Source organism: Halomicroarcula saliterrae, from assembly GCF_031624395.1.
GTDB classification, from domain to species: Archaea; Halobacteriota; Halobacteria; order Halobacteriales; family Haloarculaceae; genus Haloarcula; species Haloarcula saliterrae.
This window is the reverse complement of the sequence record NZ_JAMQON010000008.1, coordinates 1-22,764: the sequence shown is the minus strand read 5'-3', so window position 1 is coordinate 22,764 and position 22,764 is coordinate 1. Positions and strand designations below refer to the sequence as shown.

Here is a 22,764-nt window from a genome sequence, read left to right as displayed (position 1 = left end):
AGCATCCCGACCGAGTGCCGGATGGGTGAAAGCCCGGGCGCGCAGCAGTCGCGACCGTTGTACAGCGGCAAAAGGTACGGCGACACCAGATAGCCGTCTGTATTCCGAGCTGTCACGGTATGCAGCGGACGCTCTGTCGGCTCGTGGAGAGGACCAGAATGCAAGCCACGATGAGCCCCCTTCCGGGGCATAACCAGCGCCTCGGACTCGACCAGAGCGATGGACCCCCAGCGGAGATCGTCGGAAGCGGCTCCGCGTCGACGGCAGGCTGGGTGCCTCAAGTTTGCTGTCGAAGCAGGTACTGAGCCGACCGATTAACGTCCGTGACGACGGGGACTATGTCGCGTTCTGGACAAGCCACCATGGAACTATATATTCCCCATTATATATTATCAAATGAATGCCACCCTCTGCTGACGCAACTAACGACGAGTGGTGGGTGGTGGAGCAGCAACTCTGGTATCTCTCCACGATGGGCGGTCTGATTGGGTTTTCTGTCGGGATTGGTGGCTTGTTATTGAGCTGGGGGCTGATAGCTGTTGGTTGGGCAGCCCAGCTCAACAAAATTGGCGTTACACAAGTAGGGGTTGCAGTGTTCCTTAGTCTCCTGCTGGTCAACATCATATATCACCGGCTTCGGAGCTATGCCTTCCTGATATTCACCGGACTCAGTCGGCTAGCGACATTAGTTGTCAACCTCGATCAACTGGACGCGAAGTCGAGTTACGAGTTCTGCCACGAATCACGGCCCATCCTGGTGTTTGGTTTCGGTTGGTTTGCAGCCATGGGACTCGCATTCTTCCAGATCGGACGATGGACTTGTTTCCGAACCTATTCGGGTGGACCACTGCATATTGCATGTACTAGCTTTGCACCTGGCTTCTACCGGGCACTCACGATCTTCTTTACGCAACTACAGTTTGCTGGGTTTGGTGTAGGAGGCATTCTCTTTGTCGGGTCCTTTATAATCGAAATTAGATGCAGCTGGCGCCGGTCCCGCATGCAGCAGTTCTACCATAGTTCGTCACTCTACACCTGGCTACACCCGATGGCGGCCTTTAGAAAACAACTTGAGCAGACAACGTCTAAAGACGAAGATAGTGACGAGTGACTACACAGTCAATCATGCCTGTTTGGATGTCGAAAGTAGGTGATATCGAAATTGGCGATGATAGGTGTTATCACCGCATTTCAAGTCGCTTCACACTGGGCTATTGAAGTTAGAGCATTGCGGCTTGTTTTCTCTGGTCTCTCGCGCGTCGCTGCTTGGATGGGTTCTCGTGCCTTTAACCAACAATAACTCGAATATAGCCATTTTGTTGGTTAAACTGTGCATTATCCCTCCTCCCACCCTGCGGTCCAATCTTCGGCGGTGGCGGTCGCACAAGCATCCCGAGCGAGCGCCCGAGTTCCGGAGTGGTGAAAGCCCGGGAGCTACCTATAAACAACACACGCCAGTGTACCGCTCTGCTTGACCAGTTCTTTGCATTTTCAAAGAGAAGGTTATTACCCTAAGCAAGGTAACGCTATATGCAACTAAATGGCCTTTTCATTTGACACCACGTACAAAAATTTAGACGCGAACCTCTATTCCAGAGTAACGCCCAAGAGTATCGCTAATCCGGAAATTTTGCTTCTAAACACCGGTCTCTGTACTGATCTTGGATTAGATACAGCAGCGCTCAATGCTACCATTCTAGCAGGCCAGGAGCTCCTGGAAGAACCAATCGCCCAAGCATATGCAGGCCACCAGTATGGAAGTTTTACCGTCCTGGGCGATGGGAGGGCCATGACACTTGGCGAACATGTACACGACAGTAGTAGGTGGGATATTCAACTGAAAGGGTCCGGTCGAACCCCCTACTCCGGAAGAGGCGATGGCAAGGCGACTGTCAGCTCGATGCTCAGAGAGTATCTGTATTCATATGCGATGCAGCGTCTCAACATCAACACATCGCGAAGTCTGGCAGTCATCGAAACTGACGACGTAGTCGAACGACGACAGAGAGAAGCTGGAGCCATCCTTGTCCGAGTGATGAACAGCCACATTCGATACGGAACCTTCCAGTATGTTGCAGGTCACGCATCCGACGAACTACAGCGATTCACGGACTATGTTATCGACAGGCACTATCCGCAGCTAAATGCAACGGCTCGCACTTATCTAGAATTCTTCGATGCAGTCATGCAGTCGTCGATCGAGATGGTCGTTGACTGGCTGCGTGTCGGATTCATCCATGGTGTGATGAATACGGACAACATGAGTATCGATGGCGAGACATTTGATTACGGCCCCTGTGCGTTCATGAATTATTACGACGAGCAGGCGGTCTTCAGCTCGATCGACAAGCACGGCCGATATGCGTTCGGAAACCAGCGACCCATCTTGCGGTGGAATCTTGAACGGTTTGCAGAGGCACTCCAACCCCTGTGTACGCAAACAGCGCTCACGTACGATGAACTCGAAGGCAAACTGGACGAATTTGAGGAGCGGTTTGATGCACACTACTACACGATGATGCGGTCGAAACTGGGAATCAACTCAGATGGCGAGGACGAACTCGTCGATGAATTTATCGAGTGGCTTCGCAAATCGAACGCAGACTATATCAATACCTTCCTCGAATTAGAGACGCCTGGCACGTTTGATTACCCGGAGTTTGCAACTGCAGAATTCGAACAGCTCAGGGATAAGTTGGCTGCTGTCGGCCTAGATGAGGAGTTGATGCAGGAAGCCAATCCGCGGTATATCCCCCGCAACTATCTCGTTGAAGAGGCATTGGACGAGTATCTCGAAACTGGAGATCTCTCCAAATTCAAGGGGTTACTGACCGTGTTGGAAAATCCCTATACATCGACGGATATGGGGTCACAATTCCAGCAACCACCGCCGCGAGAATTCGATGCAGAGTATACAACGTACTGTAATACTTGAGCGGATATTACCAAAATGGGCATAGTCATCAATTTTACCAGCGTCAGTCGTCCTTTTGCTCACCCACGTCGGTCAACGCGGACACCTCCTCATCCTCACCGCCGTCGGTGATGTCCGTCTCCAGCTTGCAGTCGAACCAAGTCCACTCCATGTCTAGCATCCCGTCGCGTTCGAGGTTCCAAGGGTCGCCATCTTCGATTTTTGGCTCCTCCAACCGGGACTGGAGAAGGTTCCAGATGAATACGAGCTTGCCGATTAGCGGGATGAACGCGCCGACAGTAGCCATTGTGAGATTGGCACCGGCTGGCTTACAAAATATAGAGCAGCAGAAATAGCAGCACTCTCAGGAAAACTGATCGTGCTTATCGCCAAATGTTCGACCAAGCCGTTCAACGATCAGTGCATCCTCTGTACCCAACAACCATTTCCGCTCAGTTCTGGAGGGTTTCAGCAGATCATCAGAATCGAAACTACTGCTAAAACACTCCAAAGAGGCTCAAAGCAGTGTTAAGCAGCGGGATCATAATGACAATTCCTGCGACGCCAGCCGAGCGTCGAATATCCAGATTTCGAGCATCCCGGATGGCGTACGTGAAAAGATACCCGAGCCAAACGTAGGCGATGACGCCGGTGAGGAGATTAAATAGGAACAACGGAGACGGAGGCTGCATCTGAGTCATCGCTATCGGTGGAGCGTCTCCGGTAAGCGTGAGGACCCAGATAGTGAGTGTCAGAATCGTGTGTCGCAACAAGAGCGGAAGCGATGCCCATCCGATGTTTGCCGCAGTCCGGGCGATCGAGCCAGTGCCGCCAACAATCGCGGTCAGGAGATACACGGGAACTGTCAATACGGTCCAGAGAGCAGCACCGCCGATTAAACCGGCAATGAGAAACACGAACACAAGTCCTTCGGGCGTGAATTCGGACGGAAATTGGTCTGCGTACGGCACCCCACTCGCAACGGCGACGACACTTGTGAAAATTAAGATGATCGCGGCACCGGCTAGTGACGGAGGCCGTTGAGCGGAAAACTCATCCGGAGCGAAAAACTCATCCGGAGCGAATAGCGGTGTGTAGGGCATTGGTTATCGCGTATTTCGACTCGTCAATAAGTTTACTGATTAGAGATAGAATCGGTGAGAGGTCGAAAATAGACGTCTTCGGCCTTCGAAAGGATGACTGAGGCGTGCGCATCAGCAGTGAGCAACATATTCGCTCAACAGACGCTGAAACGAAGAGGGATTTCCAGTACCGGCTTGTTTGAAGAGCTGGTCGTGATTATCCCAGCATTCCTGAACTCCCTAATGTTCAGTAAATCAGAATAACTTAGCAAATGGTGAGGCCAGTAATAATATTGAGCTTCCCAATCAGGCTCCTATCCTCTATAATCTCATGCCGCCGACTGACCTCTAATCGCTGAAAGAACTGGTGGACCCGACTTCTGAGGGAACGCCTATTACACTCTCGTTTCACCATTTGACCAAGATGCGTATCTCACGGGAGTTTATTTCTGAACAGTATCCTTCGGAGCAGGCCGTAGAAGATGATGAACCTGGTTTCCGGATCGAGACGATCCTGAGCCTGGACAGTGAGGAGAGCGTTTTCGACATCAGCACCCACGAACACTATCCAGGAGATAGTACGGCGACCCAATCTTTTGGAGGGACCTTTGTTTTCTCAGACTGGTCTGACCTTCAGGACGTAGCTGAACTACTGCAGCGTTACATCCGCGAGCAGGATGATCAAAAGCGGTCGATAACTGTTCCTCTGGATTCTGGAAACGGATTCAATAGCAGACTTGGAAGGCATATAGAGGATATTGAGGAGGCCAGGTTCACAGTAGATGACTATGGGCTTGAGGTGGATGCAAACGGGCACCGAGGCGAGATACGCCACTACAGCAAGACCGTGGACTACACACATCAGGACCGGCGAAACGCTATGGCGTTTCTCGATATGGTCGATGAACTGTTCCAGGATACGAATGAAGAACCGATTCTGCACTTGGAACATCCAGATCTACGCAGTGATGCAGTTCCCGAGTACGTTGACGGGCACTACCAGAGCTCCGTCCGGACTGCGTTCCGAGTCCTCGAAGAGCGGATCAGGGAGGAGGGCGATTTTTCTCAAGATGACACCGGAGTGAGTCTGGCTCAAGATGCCTTCAACGCTGACCACGGCCCGCTTACTTTTGCCGACGTGGAAGCAGAGAAGCTTGGTTGGATGTATCTATATGCAGGAGGGTTCGGTGCTTTACGGAATCCTCCTAGTCACCGTGATGAGAAATCTATTGATCAGAAGCGTGCCATGCAGATTCTCCACTACGTCGACCTACTTCTCGATGTACTCGAGACAGAAGCTGCGGAGAACTGATATCTGTGAGAACTGTCCTTTAGCCTTGTACCTGCTTATTCGATTTCTGCTCTTACCTCTCACGTTAAGCAGAGATAGAACTTCTCTCCAGAAAACTGGTCGTGATTATTACCGCATGCTCAACCGAGCAGACCACCGGTCAGTACAGAGAGTACACAGGATTTTCTCCAAATGACGCCGGGTGTACACAGCCAGAGGTTGGGAGACTTCGCCTGTTCACGACGAGTTGATCAAGCCATGCACTCTCCTTGCTCCAGTAGCAGGACAGCTACCGCAAATCGGGTCGTCTCGCTCGGTGAACACCGTAGACAAACACTGCTCCTATCATCATGATGCCGACAGTGGGCCAGATATCGAACAAGGATCGTATGAATAGATCTTCCGAACTGTACAGAGACTGGGTCGCTCTCAGAACCTGCTGGAGGGTGAAGTACCCGAAACCACCGATAATCCAGGGAAGCGCCACAGCTGTCAGGAGGAGTCTGTGGCTTCTGTTGGCAGGCTCTCTCCGGAACATGGCTCCGGCGTGATACAGCGGATACGAGACCAACATCGCTAGCGGAGTGAACCCTATCGCGATCATCATCGGGATTCCTTCCTTTTGTACACTGATGGTCGCTTCGTAAATCCCTGCAGCCACGAACAGCAATCCCAGCATCACCATTGCGCCAATGACGAACAATTGCTGACGGTGGTTCTGTGCGGCCCCAAGCAGAAACGCGAGTCCCCCACCACAGATGGCCACGACACTGATTGCGATGCCCCAGTCATCGAAATTACCGAGGCCCATGGCTATACCGACCACAACCGCCACGATGGCCATCTGAAAATATCTCATGGCTTATTATAATAAGACTTGAGCTGAATATATTGTGGCAGTGGGTTGGTAGCCGTAGATGGTGTGTTGATAAGCTACTAAAGAGCCGGCTCGTCCCAATAATTTTCGAATTGACCTTTTGAGAACGGCCCTTTGATTCCTTGTCTACGTATTCGATTGCCGCACATTCGTCTCACACTAATCACAGGTGTTGACTGTCCCTGACGACTGTATCTGAAAAAGAATTGGTCACGATTATCGCCGTAATCGGGACTGCACTCAGGGAGTTTCGCATCCTTTCCGGAAATCCTGGAAGCGACGGTTTACCGGAAACAGAACCGCATGACAACGGCGGAGTTGGCGATAAGAACAAACTGTAGACCCCAATTTCCGGAAACTACCCAGCCACCATTATATACCGCGCTAGAAAACCAATCTACTAATCAATCCATGATTCGCGATGCTCGTGTGCTTCGGGCGGGGTTCATACCGAAGGAAATCGAACATCGCGACGCCGAGTTGAACCACCTCTCCAGCGTTCTGGAACCGATTACGAACGGGGAACCCGCCGACACCGCCATCGTCACAGGCCCCAGCGGCGCCGGGAAGACGTGCATCTCGAAGTTCGTCACCGAGCGTCTGCGAGAGGAAGTGCTGGACATCGAGACCACCTATGTCAACTGCTGGCGCAACTACACCCGCTTCCGAACGCTCTACCAGATTCTCGACGACCTCGGCCAGACCATTGATATCCATCGGCAGTCGACACCCCACGACGAACTCGTCGACCGGATCCAACAGTACGATGGACCGCGAACGGTGATCATCCTCGACGAGGTCGACCAGCTGGAAGATCCGGGCATCCTCTACGACCTGCACAGCTTGGAGCAGTTCGCGCTTGTCTGTATCGCTAACAAAGAAGAGGAGCTGTTCAGCCGTGTCGACGACCGGCTCGTGAGCCGACTCCGCTCCAGCGAACACGTCCGGATGGACAAGTACCACGACGAGCAACTCTACGACATCCTGAGTGCCCGTGCGAAATGGGGTCTCGACGAGGATGTCATCACCGACGACCAGCTCTATCGCATCGCCGATGCGGCCGCCGGCGACGCCCGTCTCGCGATAGGGATTCTCCGTACCGCCGCTAGCGAGGCTGATAGAGAAGATGAAGAGCGAATCACAGACGACATGCTGTTGGACGCTGCGGATGACGCCCGGGCACAAATCAGGCAGACGAGCCTCGATTCACTCACACCACACCAACAAACCGTCTACGAAATCGTTCATGAGGATGGTCCCCTCGGACCAGGAGCCATCCACGAGCGCTATCGCGACGCCGTCGAAGACCCGCGAACGAAACGGACGATTCGGACGTACCTCTCGAAGATGGTCCAGTACAACCTTCTAGAAGCCAACGGGACGAGCCGAGACCGGCAGTATTCCGTCGTCACCGAACCAGTCAGTTCGCCGGCGAACTGAGTCCCACGCAGCGATTCGACGCTAGAGTTGCCCTGTTAACCAACATTCGGACTGCCTTGGCTCGTTTTGTTGGTTAAACTGTTGCAGACGATTTCGGAGAGTTTCGCGGAAGCGGGCGAGACACTCAAAATCCCGGGTACAACGGTCTATTCCAGATTGCTCCCGTCGATTTCCTGAAACTCGGAAGCGACACGCCGCAGATTATCGGGTCTGTGAACCTCTACTCATGTATGTCAGACCACCCACCCTCGAATCGATTGGAAATTGAGCAACCAACGCGAGGAGCTGACCGGAATCGGTCCATATCCAGCCAACCTGATACAGCGAGCGGCGACGTCCTACTTCCCTCACTTGAGGACGGCATCACGCTGTTGGACGTCGACGGCAGTCGGGGCGTGCCTATCCTGCAGTCGATAGTACTTGACCATCTCCTCATGCACAACGGGCCCGCTTTCTGGGTCGACGCCAACGGACACGCCACGACCACCACGCTCTCACGAATTGCTCCCAGCCAACGGTTGCTCGACCGGATCCACGTTGCACGCGGATTCACCGCCTACCAACATTACGGCGCTGTCTGTGATCTCCCGACGGCAGTGAACCACTGTATTCAGGAATCGACGACCGTGGATGGTTTGCGAGAGCGACAGTCCACGGATTGCGATGGGGAGACGTCTCCTCACACACCCTCGCTCATCGTCGCCCCAGCCGTCGATGCACAGTACCGTGCCAACGATACCCTCGGCGAGGCACACACCGAGACCCTCCAAGCCCGAGCGCTCGCAAAGTTAGCGACCTACGCCGAGGGGTACGACATCCCCGTGCTCGTCACTCGAAGCAAGCGCGACGAGTTCACCGCGCCGGTCGCGACGGCCGCCGACCACCATCTGGAGTGTGAGCAAACCCGGATGGGGCCAAGAATCAGTGGGGAGGGCTTCGAGACACTCGTCTATCCCGTCGACGGCGGCACGTACTACCAGACGACGTTTGCCTACTGGCGACAGTTGCTCGCGGCACGCGCTACGCGGGTCGGTATGGAACCGACGACGCCAGCCGCGTCGACGCCGACCACGGAGGGTGTCGGGACAGGCGTCACAACTGACGGTGAGACGGTATCGGCCACCGCGGACCCCTTACTCGATGCGTGGACGGCAACCGGAACAGGAGGTCGATAGCGATGGGGCGCACGAACCCGACGTACCGAGATGCGCTCCGAGCCATCGAAGAGCGCTGGGCGGAGTTCCGCCGGGCACTGCGGCGTCGCGACCAGCCTCAGTTTGATCGACTGTTCGAGTACGCCCGCGAGCACGCCGACGCGAGCGGGCTGTTGAACCACCAGAATCCGATGCTGCCGGCACTGTTCAGTATCGACCTTGAGCAAGAGGCGCGTCTCGACGACCACGCAGACCGGCTTGACGAACTCGAAGCTTCGCTGGGGAGCGTACAAGACAGCAACGTCACAGGCAGTGAGCTGCAGGAGGAAGAAAACTGATGACGAGCCTCGGTACAGTTTCGTGCGACATTGAGTGACGTTGCATCCCTTGAATCTCGTAGGGTCCAAGGGACAAATCCAGAGAACTACGGAGTTACTTCGTCGATAGCCCGAACAAACTCTTCGGCATGTTGTGATCCGAGAAGAACTGCACGTCCATTCGTCCGTTCAATCCAGACTCCACGATTGCCACTGACGTTGTACGCTATTTTCCCAGGAGCCCACCGAATTCCCCAGCCGCCGAACTCGCGAAGTGGGCCGTACTGTTTGGACTCGTATCGCGCAATCTCCGACCACGGAATGCGTCGGAACGAACGGTGGAGCGGCCACATTTTGAAATAGATACCGTCGTCTCTTACCGCCGTCTGGAGGCGAAGACTGTAGATTAGTCCAGCAACCACGACAATGATAGCGAGCCCTCCCCACGAGATGGGCCCTAATACAAGCGTGAGAAGTCCGACCCCACCTAAAAGTACCCAGAGCCATGGCTGACGAAATCGCTGTACTTCCTGAAACCGGGGATCATGCTCCATCTGTGGGTCACGTGGAATTGGTGCCGCTCGGTAATGGCTCCTCCGGACAGCCTGCTGCAGTTCTGTAAGGGACACCCATTGTACCGAGCACTCGGCACGATTCTTCGAAGCATCTTGCGGCCAGTTTCATACGTTCGCCGCGTTCAGCACAGCCACAACGAACGCTCCGTAAGTCACGATTGTAACAAGACACTCGAGTTCAGTCTCTGTGGGTATCGGCAGGGAGTTCAATTGTAGCGACGTTCCCACTCTCATACTGGAACCTGAGTTGCCCACCGACTGCCGTGACGGCCCAATTGACGATCCAGAGGCCGATACTGCGACCATGTTGAAGCGGTTGTTCCTCATCTGCCCCCAGCGCTGCTAGCTCATTCTCGGGAATCCGGTCGTTAGTATCCTTCACTTGGAATATGACCGTCTCGTCGGCGTCATCATCGCTACAAAATAATTCGACAGTCGGGACAGGGTCATCGGAGTGTCGAATCGCGTTCTCTACAAGAGTGGACAGCGCGAGCGAGAGGACTGTCGGATCAGTCCGAACGTGATCGGGTGCTGCATCGGCCACTACGGCCACACTCGCCTCAGGGTACGTGTCACGAACATCCATACGGACTGTCTCTATGAAATCCAAACAGTCGACCGCCTGCTGTTCAATCTCTCTATCCACGACCTGTTCGAAATCGCGCATCTGTTCGGAAATCGAAAGCAACCGGTCGCTTGCCCCGATGATAGAATTCATCTGTGTGAGCAGTTGTGAATCAGTCCAGTTCGATTGTACCGAGTCGGCATGTCCTCTGACAATCGTCATTTCGTTTCTGAGGTTGTGTCGCAACACACGGTTGAGCACGGACAGTTGCTGTCGTTGGTTCCGTTCAGTGGTGATATCATACAGGACGACGATACCGCCGACACGCCCGCCGTCAGGTGTCTCTAATGGAGTATACGAGACGCCATAGGTACGCGAGTCGAGCGACAAGTCTCCGGTGGTCCGGAGTGTATCTAAATCGGTTCCAACGAGTGCTGCAAAACTACGTGGGAGTTGCTCCATCGAGATCTCGAAAAGAGCCTGAGCACTGTCGTTGAGCTTCACAACACGTTGATCCCCATCGACCACCAGAAGTGGGTCATCCAAATCATCCACAGCACTGCGTTCGGCCGCTCGTTGTGTCACCGGATTCGTCTCGAACATCGACGTACTCGAAAACGCATACGCGTCAAGGGTCACGTGCGTGAGCAGCAGTGCAGGCGTGAAATTGAGCTGTGGATACGGACCGATTTGCCCGAGCCATACGAGCAGTGGTATCGAGGCGGGGATCGGACTGAGCACGATAGCAACGGTCTCCCGGCGATAGATTTTCCCATAGGCGAGCATGGTTTCGACGAGTAAGAGCACACCAATACCCGCCATCGAGAGACTCAAGATAACCGTCACGTAGCCCAGCGGCTGAATCGAGTACAGGACCGTCCCAAGGTCGAATACCGATGCAAACCGAAAGTCTCGCCAGAGTAGCGTATGGAGCGGGTGTGTCACCCCGAGTCCCAGCGTCGCCATCGGCGAGAGAAGGAGTACAGGCACCCATCGATTCTGTGTCACTGTACTGCGCCCAGTATACTCGAGTGCGAAGGCGAGGAAGAACGGGCCAGTGCAGTTCATTCCGATCCAAGCCAGCGCTTCTGCTGCCGCTCGAAGTCCTGGGTCAGTCAGTGTGAGTCCCAGCCCGTATGCGACCGCCCAGATACCTTGTGCAGTCAACGAGGCCATGAACCACGTCGCACCAGGTCGCCCACGGTGTCTGGATAGGTACAGCGCTAATCCGACACTCGCAATACCTGACGCAATTGATAGTCCAACAAGACTACCGCCTATCAGCCCTACCACGGTCGTTTCGTGGTCGAACTGCGTGATTGGAATATTTAATCTCCATGCTCACAGTATACGATTTGATTCTGGAAGCAGTAAGGACGTTAACCAACATTATGCAGATTCGTCAGAAGTGTTGGTTAACAGCCGGCGATAACAAATCCCACCCACGTTCCGGAAACACGGTCAGACGATACAGAGACACAGGTAGCCGTCGTCAAAACCGGAATCCAAGCGATACTAAGAAATCCGGAAACGACACGCCACGCGCTATATTGGACTGCTCAAAATATCGCTGGAGAGGGTAACAGGCAATGGTGTTCACTATCGACTTCCTGGATGACGGCCGCGTCCTAGAGTGGGAAGTGACCGACGACGGCGCCGTCGCGACCGAGCGCGATGACTACACCCCACGCTTCTACGTCGCCCCTCGCGACCCAGAGACCGACCTCGACCTCACGACACTCGAATCGGTGTACGACCAGCACCCGGACGTCGTCGCGACCGAGACGGTTGCGCGACGGCCCGGGTTTCGACGGGACAAAGAGACAGTCCTCGCCGTCGACGCCGCCCACATCGACCGCGTCACTCCACTCGCCCGGCAGGTACGCCAGCTGTCCGACTATCCGATCGGTGATCTCGCATGCTTCAATGTTGATTTCTCGCGGGAGTTCCGGTACTGCTTGGAGAAGGGCGTCAATCCCACGCCGGCGAGCGAGCTGTCGACGCTCCGGCTCAGTGTCCCGGTGACCGAAACGAGCAACGATATCTATGGAGAGCTGTCCGTCGCCGGCGACACCGTCACCGGCTCGCCCTCGGAGCTCTTGGCCGCCGTACAGGCAGCATTCGACGCATACGATCCGGACGTCCTGGTCTGCTCGACGAGTGAGATTGTCCCGACACTCTACGAGATGGGAACAGACGCCGGCGTCGACGACTTCTCGCTGAGTCGGTGGCCGGACGTGGACTACCAGCAACTCGCAGGTGCGTCGACCTACGCCAGCTACGGCCAAGTGGGCCACTCACCAGCACGGTACAATGTTCCGGGCCGGGCCATCATCGACGAGTCGAACACGTTCTTCTACGGAGAGACGAACCTCGATGGTGTCCTCGACCTCGTGTCGCGCTCGAAAAAGCCCGTCCAAGAACTCGCCTGGGCATCTATCGGGAACGTCCTGACGGCGATTCAGATCTGTGAAGCCCACGACCGCGGCGTGCTCGTCCCGTGGAACTCCTGGCGTCATGAACTCTTCAAGCCGATGGGCACGCTGCACGACGCCGACCGCGGCGGCTTCATCTTCGCGCCGGAGGTCGGTTTCCACGAGAACGTTCACGAACTCGACTTTTCGAGTCTGTATCCGAACATCATCTGTACGCGAAACGTCTCACCAGACGTCATCCGTTGTGACTGCCACAGCGATCGTGACGATGTGCCCGGGTTGGGGTACTCAATTTGTGACGAGCGTGGCTACCTCGTCGACGTCCTCCAGCCGATTATCGACGCCCGAGACGAGATCAAGGCAGCCATCCGTCGAGAACGCCAACGTGACGAGCCCGACGAAAAGCGCCTCGACGAGCTCGAGGGTCGCTCGGGAGCGCTGAAGTGGATCCTCGTCGCATGCTTCGGCTATCAGGGGTTCAGTAACGCGAAATTCGGTCGTATCGAGTGCCACGAAGCCATCAACGCCTACGCTCGTGAGATATTGCTCTTGGCGAAACAGCGCCTGGAGGCGGGCGGCTGGCGCGTCGTCCATGGTATCGTCGACTCAATCTGGGTCACGCCGGATCCAGACGTCGACAACGCGTACCGCGAGGACCTCGAAACGCTCGCGATGGACATTACCGACGAAGTCGAGATTCGCCTCGAGTACGAAGCTCACTACGATTGGGTGGCGTTCGTCCCGCAGCGAGAGAGCAACGCCGGCGCGTTGACGAAGTACTTTGGAAAAGTCAGCGGCGAGGAGGAGTTCAAGCTCCGTGGCATCGAAGCTCGCCAGCGGTCGACACCGCCGTTCATCGAAGCGGTACAACGGGAGTGTATAGAGGTGCTTGATGAGACACGGTCAGCAGACGTAGTCATCCACCGGCTCAAAGCGGCGATTGCGAGACTGCATTCCGGGGAGGTTGTTGCCGACCAACTTGTCGAACGGAATCGAGTCTCAAAACCACTGGAAGGGTATACCCAGAACACGCAGAACGTGGCCGCGCTCAAACGGGCACGAGATCAAGAATTGGGCGTCCATCCGGGACAGGACATCGAGTACGTGGTCGTCGACGATCAGAAATCATCTCGGGACCGTGTCGCCCTAGCTCATGAAGAGATTGAGGAATACGATCCCGAGTACTACGAGACACAGCTCGTTCGAGCGGTCGAGAGTGTCCTCTCTCCAAAAGGGTGGGATCAGACAGATATTCGACGGGAACTCGCTGAAACGACTACGAGTCGGCTAAGAGACTTTTGCTGAAACATGATAGGGGGACACCGGGTTTCCGGTGAAATCTGAGAGATACTGAGATCCCACACGCACACCGGATTTCCGGTGAAATGCAACTCAACTAAGCCACCCCAGAATTGTCTTCGGAATTAAGCCACACGCACACCGGGTTTCCGGTGAAACAGAGAGCAATGGCAGTAATCAAGAACGCTTAGCACCAACAACTACAGCGTGATCTCGGAACCGCAGTACAGACACACCAGATTTCCGGTGAAATAGCCCAATAGAGAGGGGGTAGCCACTAAGCCCAGTTGTAGCAGAGAAGGATTTAACCCTATTTTCAGCGGATTCAAAGAGGTCCACAGGAGATAGAACAGTATAGAACTCACACAAGCAAGAAAATGACTAGAAATTATCTTTATTGCGCTGTCTGACATAGTTTTAAATACTATCCTAGCGTGATATTCCAGTAACTGAATCGCTTTCTAAAGTTTCAAGCGAGGTTGTTCTCGCTTGTGGTTTGTACTCACTCCAATCGAAATCACTGAATAGAACGCTTCTATCCAGTCTATTTCGGCTGTTTCAGTATATTCATCTCCTGCTGCTCACGGGCTGTTTCGCCAATGCGGTTGAGGCAGATAGTAACAAAACCAGGTTTCCGGTGTATCCTAACCCCCGTTTCATCTGGACACTAGACACCCTCTGAACGGTTTTCACCGGAAACGTGGTGTGCGTGTCTCGGGGAAAGTATCAAGACGTTTCACCGGAAACCCGGTGTACAAGCAATGTCCGACTCTGACGATCTCTTCATTCTTGAAGACCCAATCTTCGTGAACAAGGAACTGCTTGAAATCAGCCATCTTCCGGAAGAGGACCGCATTGTTGGTCGTGATGAAGAAATCAAGCAATTGGCTAACGCGGTTAATCCCGCCATTTTTGGCCAGAGTCCTAGCAACGTTCTCCTGTATGGGAAGACTGGAACTGGGAAGTCTCTCTGTGCAAAATATGTCTCCCGCCAACTGGTCGATACCGCAGCTGAAGAGGGTATCAACGCTGCCTACGCGTATGTGGATTGTGCTCAAGATAGCACCGAAACTCAATCTGTACAGACGATTGCTGACTCAGTAAATACCGACGAGAATGATATCTACATTCCCGACAAGGGCATTAGCACTGCAACCTACTACAAGCGTCTCTGGCGGATTCTCGATATGCGTTATGACGTTGTCCTCATCATCCTCGACGAGATTGACAAACTCGAAGACGACGACATCCTGATGCAGCTGTCACGAGCTGGTGAGGCTGGAAAGATTGAAGATTGTAAGATTGGTGTTATTGGGATTAGCAACAAAATCAAGTATAAGGACCGGATGGACGAGCGGGTCAAGTCCAGTCTTTGCGAGCGTGAATTTGTGTTCCCGCCCTATGACGCTAATCAGCTCAATGAGATCATGAGTGCGCGGAGCGATGCGTTCAGAGAGGGGGTACTCGAAGATGGTGTTATCCCTCGGGCAGCTGCACTGGCGGCTCGTGAGCACGGCGATGCACGGAAAGCGATTGATATACTTCGATATGCAGGTGAAATCGCCCAATCGTCGGACATGAAGACGGTTCCCGAAGACTTCGTTGTTCAAGCTCGAGAGCGGGCTGAGACTGATCGGTTCCGTGAGCTCATTAGCGGCTCCACGCCGCATTCTCGATACGTACTACAGGCGCTGACTATCCTTTCGGTTGACAATGCTGACAATAACGCTGAGGATATCGGCTTCCGAACAACCCGAGTCTACGATGTATACGAAGAAATTTGCCGTCAGGAAGGTTCTGAGTCGCTTTCGTTACGACGCGTCCGCGACCTTCTCAAGGAACATGCTTTCTTGGATATCATCGAACAGACGCGCCATAGTGGTGGTAGTGCAGAGGGGAGCTATACAGAGCACCAGCTTCTGGAGGACCCAGATGTCGTACAACAGGTGCTCGAAGATACTATCAGCTGAACCGATTTTGGAAACTCGGCGAGATACCACTATTCTGAATCTCTGGGATGCATCCAGTTTCACCGGAAATCCGGTGTCTCTCGATAGAGGATAAACGTCGATATTCGGCTGTACGCTGCGGATTTCACCGGAAACGTGGTGTGCCACGCCTGAGATTCCTACAGTCCATTCTCGTCACATAATGGTCCTTTTTCACCGGAAACCCGGTGTGGTTGGTGCGCTGACAGACTATATTAACCAACATTACATCACTCAATGTTGGTTAAAGCCTTGGCTCTACAGTGCGAGTATCTGGAGTAGTTCTATTTTTTCAGTAACGCCCCAGAGCAATCCAATTGGTGGATTTCCGTGGAGACATCACAGGACCATAGGCGGACTCTGATTCATTCGTCCGGGTTGACCGGTCCCTTGTATTTCGACTTCACTTTGTCGCCTTCCCGCCACTGCCAGTAATAGTAGCGGTTGTCATTGATTTCCTTGATTGTGATTGTGGCCTTTGATGGGACGTCGTCCGGAAAGTCATCGGGCCGGTCTTCGATCTCGTCACCAGCCGACTCATCTTCTATCCGGGCCTCACGAATTTTGTGCTCTGCTAGCTCCTCGGCGTAGTGAGCGATGTGTTGGAGCTGGTCTGGAGAGTACCCGTTCAGCGTGTCGATGATGCTTGTCGGGAGTTCGGCCGGCGGCGTCGGTGGCTCGTAGGACATCAGTAGTCGCCTCGCGTTAACCAACAAGGCGACTAAATGCATAGTATTGTTGGTTAAGTCAGGGCTGAGTGCCATTTTATTCGAGAATACATATCGCACACGGGGGGTGTTCGCTAGCAATCTTCAGACTCTAGCACTAAATGGATGAATTGCTTCGGATATCCTGCTGCGGCACGTGGCTACTGCGCGAGTTCATATCCGATGCCGGCGTAACTAACCACCGCATATGACTGCACCCTCCCAAAACAACGGGTCATCAGACGTCGATACCCCCAGCAATACGCCTAAGTACAGCCCAGTCACACTCAGTTCGACACACGCTGCTATTGGCGAACTTGGTTACTCGAAAGAGTACATTCCTGTGGTCTCTCAAGCCCTCGATGAACTCCAGCTCGCGCTGTCGACCGCACAGGGTGGCGCCTTCCTCTCTGTAGAACTCGCGAACAAAGCGAAATCCTCGAAATATCTTCACATCGACACTCATTCCGAACCCAAGAAAGGGCCGACCCAAGCTCTCACGGACCACTCTCCTGGATTCGATGAAATCATGCTCGCGAGCGGCAGTCTCGTCCGGACGATACTCGATGAATTTCTCTGCGTCGTCGACCCCGCATGGCAGCACTCGCTCGCTGAGGAACCGTTCGCAACTCGGAGCTCCGAGTTGGGGAGTGGTATGCCTGGTGGCCTTTCAGCAGACTCTCCCAGTACGGACGCGTTCGCTGAGGATAGACTCATTCCCGGCGTCAACTCTCTTGAGATGCTGTACGCTGTCCACGCGATCGTCGAATTGGCTTTTTACATCTATCTCACAGAGCCTGGTTTCGCTGGTTCGCTGACGACTGACTTGGAACCCGACGTACCCCGATTAGTCGCCCGGACTGCTCACTTCGACGATCTTGTGATGAACGAGCCCGGCCCGTACCGCGCTCCTATCGCTAGCGACTAGGTCTCATCTCCGTCCAAGGTATATCGCTCGATAAAACGCACATATCTGATTCTCGCAAAGATATATTGCGCTTCGTACCCTATCCATGCTTATGACGGAGTTTGATCCGGCGCCAGAGTCAACAGCCACCGAGCCACGGTGGCAGCAGGGAGAGGATACGTTCAGTCGTGTCTACGATGTCGCTATGGGGATTACGTCACCCACCCCCGCTGCCGAGATTGCAGATGTCGCAGATTGCTCTCCGAACGCTGCCAAAAAGCATCTTGATCGACTGGCGAAGATGGGTATCGTCAGTGTGAACCGTGACGGCCGGCCCGTGCAGTACGAACGCAACGAGGGGTATCTAGAATGGCAAGATGCCAGCCGGATTGCTGACGAACTGACCGTCGAGGAGATTATCGAACGGGTCAGTGAGCTCGAAGAAGAACGGGCCGACTATGAAGACGAATTTGACGCTACCGATCCAACTGCTGTGAGCGTTTACGACCAGGACAGTCACGAGGCTATTCATGACCGGATGACTGCAGTCAGTGAGTGGCGCGGTGTCATTCGGGATATTCGACTGTACGAACTCGCCCGCCAGCTCGCAGAGAACGATGGGCACCTCATCCCGGCATAGATGGGGCCAGACCCAACCACACCGAATTCAGGTTCTCCCGGTCCACCCGACCGACAGACGCTGCAACTCCTAGCCCGGCACCTTCGAACTGAGGCACTCATTGTCGAGACGGAATTCGATCCCGACAGCTACGAGCCTCGCCTGCTTCACGCACTGGTCGACGCGGGACAGTACCCCGAGGGCGTCGTAGCCGCTCGACTCGATATTCGCTGGTTCACGACGGGCGATTTCTCGTTCCACTACGTCGAAACACACGAGGATGATAGCCGATGGGAGTGCCGCTGGGATCGCCATCCCAATCCACACAACGCACGCCTACACTTCCACCAACCACCAACCGCAGTGGAAGCCACCGACTTGTCACTGTCATCGCGCCATCCGCTAGATGTCTACTCTACGGTTCTTGATGCTATCGAGGGGCGTATCCAAACGCTCTGGGAGAATTGAGCAGCTTTCAGTCTGAGTTTCGAAACGGTAGCTGGTGTGTAGACCATCTACCGGTGCCTCTGACAGCCGTTATCCAATCGGCATCTGTACATTACTTGCGGACGACATAAATTCTCCCGTAACACCAGTGTCACCTCCCGAAACGAGTATCAGAAAACCGGGCGTGGGCAACACCCGGCGGGATGCAGTTGGGCGAGGTCCCGGCAACTGGAAACTGGAGGTGTGAAACTCGCGGGGACCACCGCCCACACGGAAAAATTCTCTACCCCAGATATACGTTTTGTGGTGAGTTTCTTCTATTCCAATTGCTGGCGACGTCGACGACTGGCTGAACGTAACCAACGTCCAGCCAAAGACACACGGGATTCGGATTTGAGGTCGGGAGCTATCAGGGGGGTTTGGACCTCAGATCCGTGTCCCACTGAGACCGTACCTAAGGTGGTGTAATAAAAATTAGCCAACCCGCTCGTCGTATCAGGCCATTGGAAGTAGAACACCTGCACTCGTGCGTGGACGCTACCTCGGATGCAGCCACGCGCACCGTGAACTGAGACTGGTTCCTATGCAGAGTGCTCTGCCAGTGTGTTCACCAGGACGCGGTTGTAATCGGGGATGTCCGCGACGACGCGCCCCCAGACGATGTTGCCGTCGCGAAAGGCGGGTTCATCGACCCAGTTCGCGCCTGCATTTATGAGGTCGTCTTTGATGCCCAGGGACCCTGTCGCGTCCGAACCCTCGACGATGCCGGCGGAAATGCCGACCAGCCCGGCGTGACAGATCAGCCCGACGATGTTGCCGTCCTCGTAGACGTCCCTTACGAGGTCGAGCACTGATTGGTCGCGGCGAATCTTGTCTGGCGTCCAGCCGCCGGGCACGAGGACCGCGTCAAACGCCCCCGTATCGACCTCCTTGGCCGCGACCTCGGTCTCGGCGGTGAGTCCGCCGCTCTTGCCCGTGTACTCTACGCCGGCCTCCATGCCGACGACGTCGATATCTGCCCCTTCCTCTTCCATGCGCATGTAGACGGCCCAGAACTCCAGGTCCTCGAATCCGGGTCCGACTAACATCGCGATTCGTGTGTCTTCCAGTTTCATGTAGGGTCACCGTTGGGATTACGAACTAAACGGTCCGGACTGCGCCGTCCATGCCGGCCCGTTATGTCTGTACCCAACCGTACCTCGAAATAGACTCTATTTCGGGATAATCTTGGCCTTGTCTAAATCACTAGCTACTGACAATATTTTGATTCCGTGCTGAATCAAGAGCGTATTTCAGTCAGTGGTCTCCAACTCCAATCAGGACTGTGTATCGGTCAATACCTGAAGAGCAGTGAACAATTTGCGAATTTATTCTACTTGAGCCACAGGGATCCAGTTGTCTTTCCCTACCACTTTCACCCTGGCATCTGAATATCTAATAGCGACCGGACCGATTTTGTGATGTGCCCTGGGTCGCAATCTACGATGGGGAGAAAGCCGTTCCCCGAGAGGTTCCCATTCGGGAAGACGTTGAGTGTCCAGAGTGTGGAGAAACCATGCGTGTTTGGCGAAAATCTAGCGATGGGAAAGCTCGCCATTTCGGGCATATCGAGAACTTCAGCGGAGTGGGAGGAGGCGGAGCGGCCTGTGAGTCAGTTGGCGAATCTCAAAAACACCGGGTCTGGAAATCCTTTGCAGCGGACCGTCTGGAGCGACTGTTCCAAGGGAACGTTGAGGATTGTGAGATGGAACGTGAGCTGGCCGCGCCGGTATCGGGGAAAGACCGTCGGGTCGGAGACGCCGTAGTTGAGTTCGAGACGCCCGACGAGCAACTCGGCAACGGCGTCGTCATCGAAGTCCAACACCGGAACGAGTCAAAGGACATCTATGAGACGACGGCGGACTACATCGCTCAAGGATTTGCGGCGGTCTGGACTTCTGAAGACGACTACGCCACCGATCACTGTCGACTGAACGAGGCGGACATTCGCAAGCTCGCTCGTGACGCCGTCTGGCCCGAACACGTCCCGAAACAACGAGAGTGGTGGGGGATCTCCGCTTTCGATCATATCGAAAAGCAATGGACTGGCAAATTCCCAGCCGTCGAGGTGCATGCTGAAATCATCAAAGACTGGGTGCTTCCCACCCCCCGCGAACAATGGGAGAAAACGCCCTGGGTGGCCAGATTCCGCGGGACAGAGAGCTTTTCGACTAGTGACCGCGAAATTACAAAGTATGAAATAACAGTCCCGTTGGTCCAGTGGCTGCTCGATGAGACGGGATCTGGTTTCTACCGCGAGAAATTGAGGGAGACTCACGCCGCCGGGGTTGCTATTCGTAATAACAAGCAGCCGGCAGAGTGCCCTAGTTGTGGAAATCTTGAACTTCATGACCCACTTTCGAGAGGGGAGGTCCGCCGATCTACGACCTGTGGAAACTGCGGAGAGTGGTACAGCGTCGAGGAGAACGCTGTCTAAAGCCAAACGCTTTATCGTGTCACCCTTGTGTTAGTACGTATGGCGGCAGTTCAACGGATATTATTTCGTGAGCCTGACGGACGACAGAAGGGTTTCCTCTTTGCACTCTTCTCGTTCATTTGCATCCTTGGATGGGTGTATTTCGGTATTGTACTCGACGGTCCTCACAACATGCTCTTTTTGGGTATTGCCTTTGCGTTCTCTGGGTTAGCCGAATTTCTTCCGCCGAACCGACAACGTTCAGCAGGAATATTACGGATGCTTGGGCTTGGTATCCTCGTTGTCTTTCTTGTTCTCCTCATATTGGCTCCAGAATTAATATGGGGCTGAGCGCGAGCAATCGGGTTTGACAAATACGCATACTAATTCTGACAGCCGGATCAGAAGAACAGACTAAAAAAATAATCTGGCGTGCAATATCCATTCTCCCAGTAACACCGCACGAATCGCCATATCAGTGATACCCGCGCGTGCCTTGTCCAGAGTCTTCGAAGTCTTCCGCATCAATATCCGTGGTGTCTGGCGTACTAGTCCCCGTCGCATTGTTTTCGTCAACACGGGGTAGCTCCTCGATGTCGTGATTCCTCATATCGGAGAGTTCCTCTAATTCCTCATTCGGTGGGAAGTCCTCTCGCTCAACACACTCCGCATCGCGTTCAGCTGCCTTTCTCCGCGCATCTTCGACGATGTCTTTCAATTCTGCCCCGGTGAGTCCTGCAGTGTGGCTTGCGAGTTCGGTCAGGTCTTCACCGGAGAGTTCCGATGGAACAGCGGCGAGATGCACGTTCAGTATGGCATGACGTGCCTCTTCGTCGGGGAGGCCGACCTCAAAGTGAGCCGATAGTCGACCCGGACGGAGTATTGCTGAGTCGATATCGGCAGGGCGGTTCGTGGCTGAGACAACGATAGCTTCGCGATTCTCTTTCGTGAGTTGGACGAGGAATTCCGAGGTCACTTTGCGATCCTCTGCATGAATCGTCCCGTCGCCGAGAGTACGAGCACCGAAGAGATGTTCCGCTTCATCGATAAATATCACGCAGGGGCCCAGCACTTGCGCTTCTTGAAACAGGACCTGAATCTGTTCAGTACTGGCGTTGACCCATCTGCTAGTGACATCGCCCGGTGACAGCTCCACGAAGGGAATCCCGAGTTCGCCGGCGAGTGCCCGAGCGAACATCGTTTTCCCTGTTCCTGGCGGCCCGTAGAACATGATCCCTCGAGACGGCTGGATTCCGAACCGCTCGTACCGATCATCGCCTTCGAGTGTGGTCCTCAGTGGCTTTAGAACACGCTGATTTAGCGCTTCTTTCACCTCGTAGTACCCGCCGATATCCACAAACGTAGTTTGGGAGTATCGCCAATCGTAGGATAGTTGTTCTAAATCCACGACTGCCGGTTTTTGCGATTGCTGTTGAGAGGCATTCCCGATGTCCTTGCGTGACTTCGGAGATGTCTTGACTTCTGTTGAGTCGCCAATTGTACTGGAGCTTGGGCTTACCGAGGAGGCGGTTGTAGCTTCTTGATTTCGATCAGAATTTAGCGTCTTCGGCTCTGTAGTTTCGGTACACTGCGCTGGATTTCACGGATATCGGACGCTCCGGCGAAGGTTGTAGACGGTGGCTTTGAGGATGATTTCACGGAATTCGAGCCACCAGCTTCGCGCACGCACGG

At 54.4% G+C, this 22,764-nt stretch carries 20 protein-coding genes and 1 pseudogene; 13 read left to right on the top strand and 8 right to left on the bottom strand.

Annotated features, from left to right (window positions below):
- Positions 1–400 precede the first annotated feature (400 nt).
- Both NDI56_RS20270 and NDI56_RS20265 read left to right on the top strand, forming a co-directional pair.
- Positions 401–1,111, top strand: a complete 711-nt coding sequence (locus NDI56_RS20270) for a hypothetical protein (protein WP_310921635.1) — start codon at positions 401–403, stop codon at positions 1,109–1,111.
- Between the two features lie 429 nt (positions 1,112–1,540).
- Entirely contained in the window at positions 1,541–2,935 is a 1,395-nt protein-coding gene (locus NDI56_RS20265; protein ID WP_310921634.1) for a protein adenylyltransferase SelO, read from the top strand.
- A gap of 43 nt (positions 2,936–2,978) precedes the next feature.
- Here NDI56_RS20265 and NDI56_RS20260 read toward each other — a convergent pair whose 3' ends face one another.
- The gene (locus tag NDI56_RS20260) at positions 2,979–3,221 is read right to left on the bottom strand and encodes a hypothetical protein (protein ID WP_310921633.1); all 243 of its coding nucleotides are present in this window, start codon (positions 3,219–3,221) and stop codon (positions 2,979–2,981) included.
- Positions 3,222–3,411: 190 nt separating this feature from the next.
- Complete coding sequence (locus NDI56_RS20255; protein ID WP_310921632.1) at positions 3,412–4,017, bottom strand: YIP1 family protein; 606 nt, start codon at positions 4,015–4,017, stop codon at positions 3,412–3,414.
- 403 nt (positions 4,018–4,420) lie between these two features.
- Between NDI56_RS20255 and NDI56_RS20250 the strand changes: the two genes are divergently transcribed.
- Positions 4,421–5,308, top strand: coding sequence for a TIGR02391 family protein (locus NDI56_RS20250; RefSeq protein ID WP_310921631.1), 888 nt, complete (start codon positions 4,421–4,423; stop codon positions 5,306–5,308).
- A gap of 268 nt (positions 5,309–5,576) precedes the next feature.
- Here the strand turns inward: NDI56_RS20250 and NDI56_RS20245 are convergent, their stop codons facing one another.
- Positions 5,577–6,131, bottom strand: a complete 555-nt coding sequence (locus NDI56_RS20245) for a hypothetical protein (protein WP_310921630.1) — start codon at positions 6,129–6,131, stop codon at positions 5,577–5,579.
- A gap of 444 nt (positions 6,132–6,575) precedes the next feature.
- Here NDI56_RS20245 and NDI56_RS20240 point away from each other — a divergent pair, with 444 nt between their 5' ends.
- The 3 genes from NDI56_RS20240 (at position 6,576) to NDI56_RS20230 (ending at position 9,096) form a co-directional block, all read left to right on the top strand.
- Positions 6,576–7,604, top strand: coding sequence for a Cdc6/Cdc18 family protein (locus NDI56_RS20240; RefSeq protein WP_310921628.1), 1,029 nt, complete (start codon positions 6,576–6,578; stop codon positions 7,602–7,604).
- Between the two features lie 230 nt (positions 7,605–7,834).
- Entirely contained in the window at positions 7,835–8,779 is a 945-nt protein-coding gene (locus NDI56_RS20235; protein ID WP_310921627.1) for a hypothetical protein, read from the top strand.
- 2 nt (positions 8,780–8,781) lie between these two features.
- Positions 8,782–9,096, top strand: coding sequence for a DUF8156 family protein (locus tag NDI56_RS20230; RefSeq protein ID WP_310921626.1), 315 nt, complete (start codon positions 8,782–8,784; stop codon positions 9,094–9,096).
- A 732-nt stretch (positions 9,097–9,828) separates the two neighbouring features.
- Here NDI56_RS20230 and NDI56_RS20225 read toward each other — a convergent pair.
- Positions 9,829–11,508 carry a histidine kinase N-terminal 7TM domain-containing protein gene (locus NDI56_RS20225; protein WP_310921625.1) on the bottom strand — a complete coding sequence of 560 codons (1,680 nt, stop codon included), beginning with the start codon at positions 11,506–11,508 and terminating at the stop codon, positions 9,829–9,831.
- A gap of 296 nt (positions 11,509–11,804) precedes the next feature.
- Here NDI56_RS20225 and NDI56_RS20220 point away from each other — a divergent pair, with 296 nt between their 5' ends.
- Together NDI56_RS20220 and NDI56_RS20215 are read left to right on the top strand one after the other, a co-directional pair.
- Entirely contained in the window at positions 11,805–13,955 is a 2,151-nt protein-coding gene (locus tag NDI56_RS20220) for a type B DNA-directed DNA polymerase (RefSeq protein ID WP_310921623.1), read from the top strand.
- 755 nt (positions 13,956–14,710) lie between these two features.
- Entirely contained in the window at positions 14,711–15,919 is a 1,209-nt protein-coding gene (locus NDI56_RS20215) for a Cdc6/Cdc18 family protein (protein ID WP_310921622.1), read from the top strand.
- A gap of 383 nt (positions 15,920–16,302) precedes the next feature.
- Here the strand turns inward: NDI56_RS20215 and NDI56_RS20210 are convergent, their stop codons facing one another.
- The gene (locus NDI56_RS20210) at positions 16,303–16,626 is read right to left on the bottom strand and encodes a DUF6788 family protein (protein ID WP_310921620.1); all 324 of its coding nucleotides are present in this window, start codon (positions 16,624–16,626) and stop codon (positions 16,303–16,305) included.
- 226 nt (positions 16,627–16,852) lie between these two features.
- On the opposite strand from NDI56_RS20210, the gene NDI56_RS20205 reads away from it, so the two are divergent.
- The 3 genes from NDI56_RS20205 to NDI56_RS21790 all read left to right on the top strand — a co-directional run bounded on the left by NDI56_RS20205 (position 16,853) and on the right by NDI56_RS21790 (position 18,638).
- Positions 16,853–17,572: a hypothetical protein gene (locus tag NDI56_RS20205; protein WP_310921619.1), complete on the top strand. Its 720-nt coding sequence runs from the start codon at positions 16,853–16,855 to the stop codon at positions 17,570–17,572.
- Between the two features lie 91 nt (positions 17,573–17,663).
- Complete coding sequence (locus NDI56_RS20200; protein WP_310921617.1) at positions 17,664–18,191, top strand: winged helix-turn-helix domain-containing protein; 528 nt, start codon at positions 17,664–17,666, stop codon at positions 18,189–18,191.
- Positions 18,192–18,638, top strand: coding sequence for a toxin-antitoxin system TumE family protein (locus NDI56_RS21790; RefSeq protein ID WP_417936050.1), 447 nt, complete (start codon positions 18,192–18,194; stop codon positions 18,636–18,638).
- A 560-nt stretch (positions 18,639–19,198) separates the two neighbouring features.
- Here the strand turns inward: NDI56_RS21790 and NDI56_RS20195 are convergent.
- Positions 19,199–19,732 carry a type 1 glutamine amidotransferase domain-containing protein gene (locus NDI56_RS20195; RefSeq protein WP_310921616.1) on the bottom strand — a complete coding sequence of 178 codons (534 nt, stop codon included), beginning with the start codon at positions 19,730–19,732 and terminating at the stop codon, positions 19,199–19,201.
- A 347-nt stretch (positions 19,733–20,079) separates the two neighbouring features.
- Between NDI56_RS20195 and NDI56_RS20190 the strand changes: the two genes are divergently transcribed.
- Together NDI56_RS20190 and NDI56_RS20185 are read left to right on the top strand one after the other, a co-directional pair.
- Entirely contained in the window at positions 20,080–21,093 is a 1,014-nt protein-coding gene (locus tag NDI56_RS20190) for a competence protein CoiA family protein (RefSeq protein ID WP_310921615.1), read from the top strand.
- Between the two features lie 39 nt (positions 21,094–21,132).
- Entirely contained in the window at positions 21,133–21,423 is a 291-nt protein-coding gene (locus NDI56_RS20185; protein WP_310921614.1) for a DUF8011 family protein, read from the top strand.
- Positions 21,424–21,547: 124 nt separating this feature from the next.
- Here NDI56_RS20185 and NDI56_RS20180 read toward each other — a convergent pair whose 3' ends face one another.
- Together NDI56_RS20180 and NDI56_RS20175 are read right to left on the bottom strand one after the other, a co-directional pair.
- On the bottom strand, positions 21,548–22,429 hold the full coding sequence (locus NDI56_RS20180; protein WP_310921613.1) for an ATP-binding protein: 882 nt from the start codon (positions 22,427–22,429) through the stop codon (positions 21,548–21,550).
- Positions 22,430–22,672: 243 nt separating this feature from the next.
- A pseudogene (locus tag NDI56_RS20175) lies at positions 22,673–22,764 on the bottom strand (IS5/IS1182 family transposase); the annotation flags it as partial.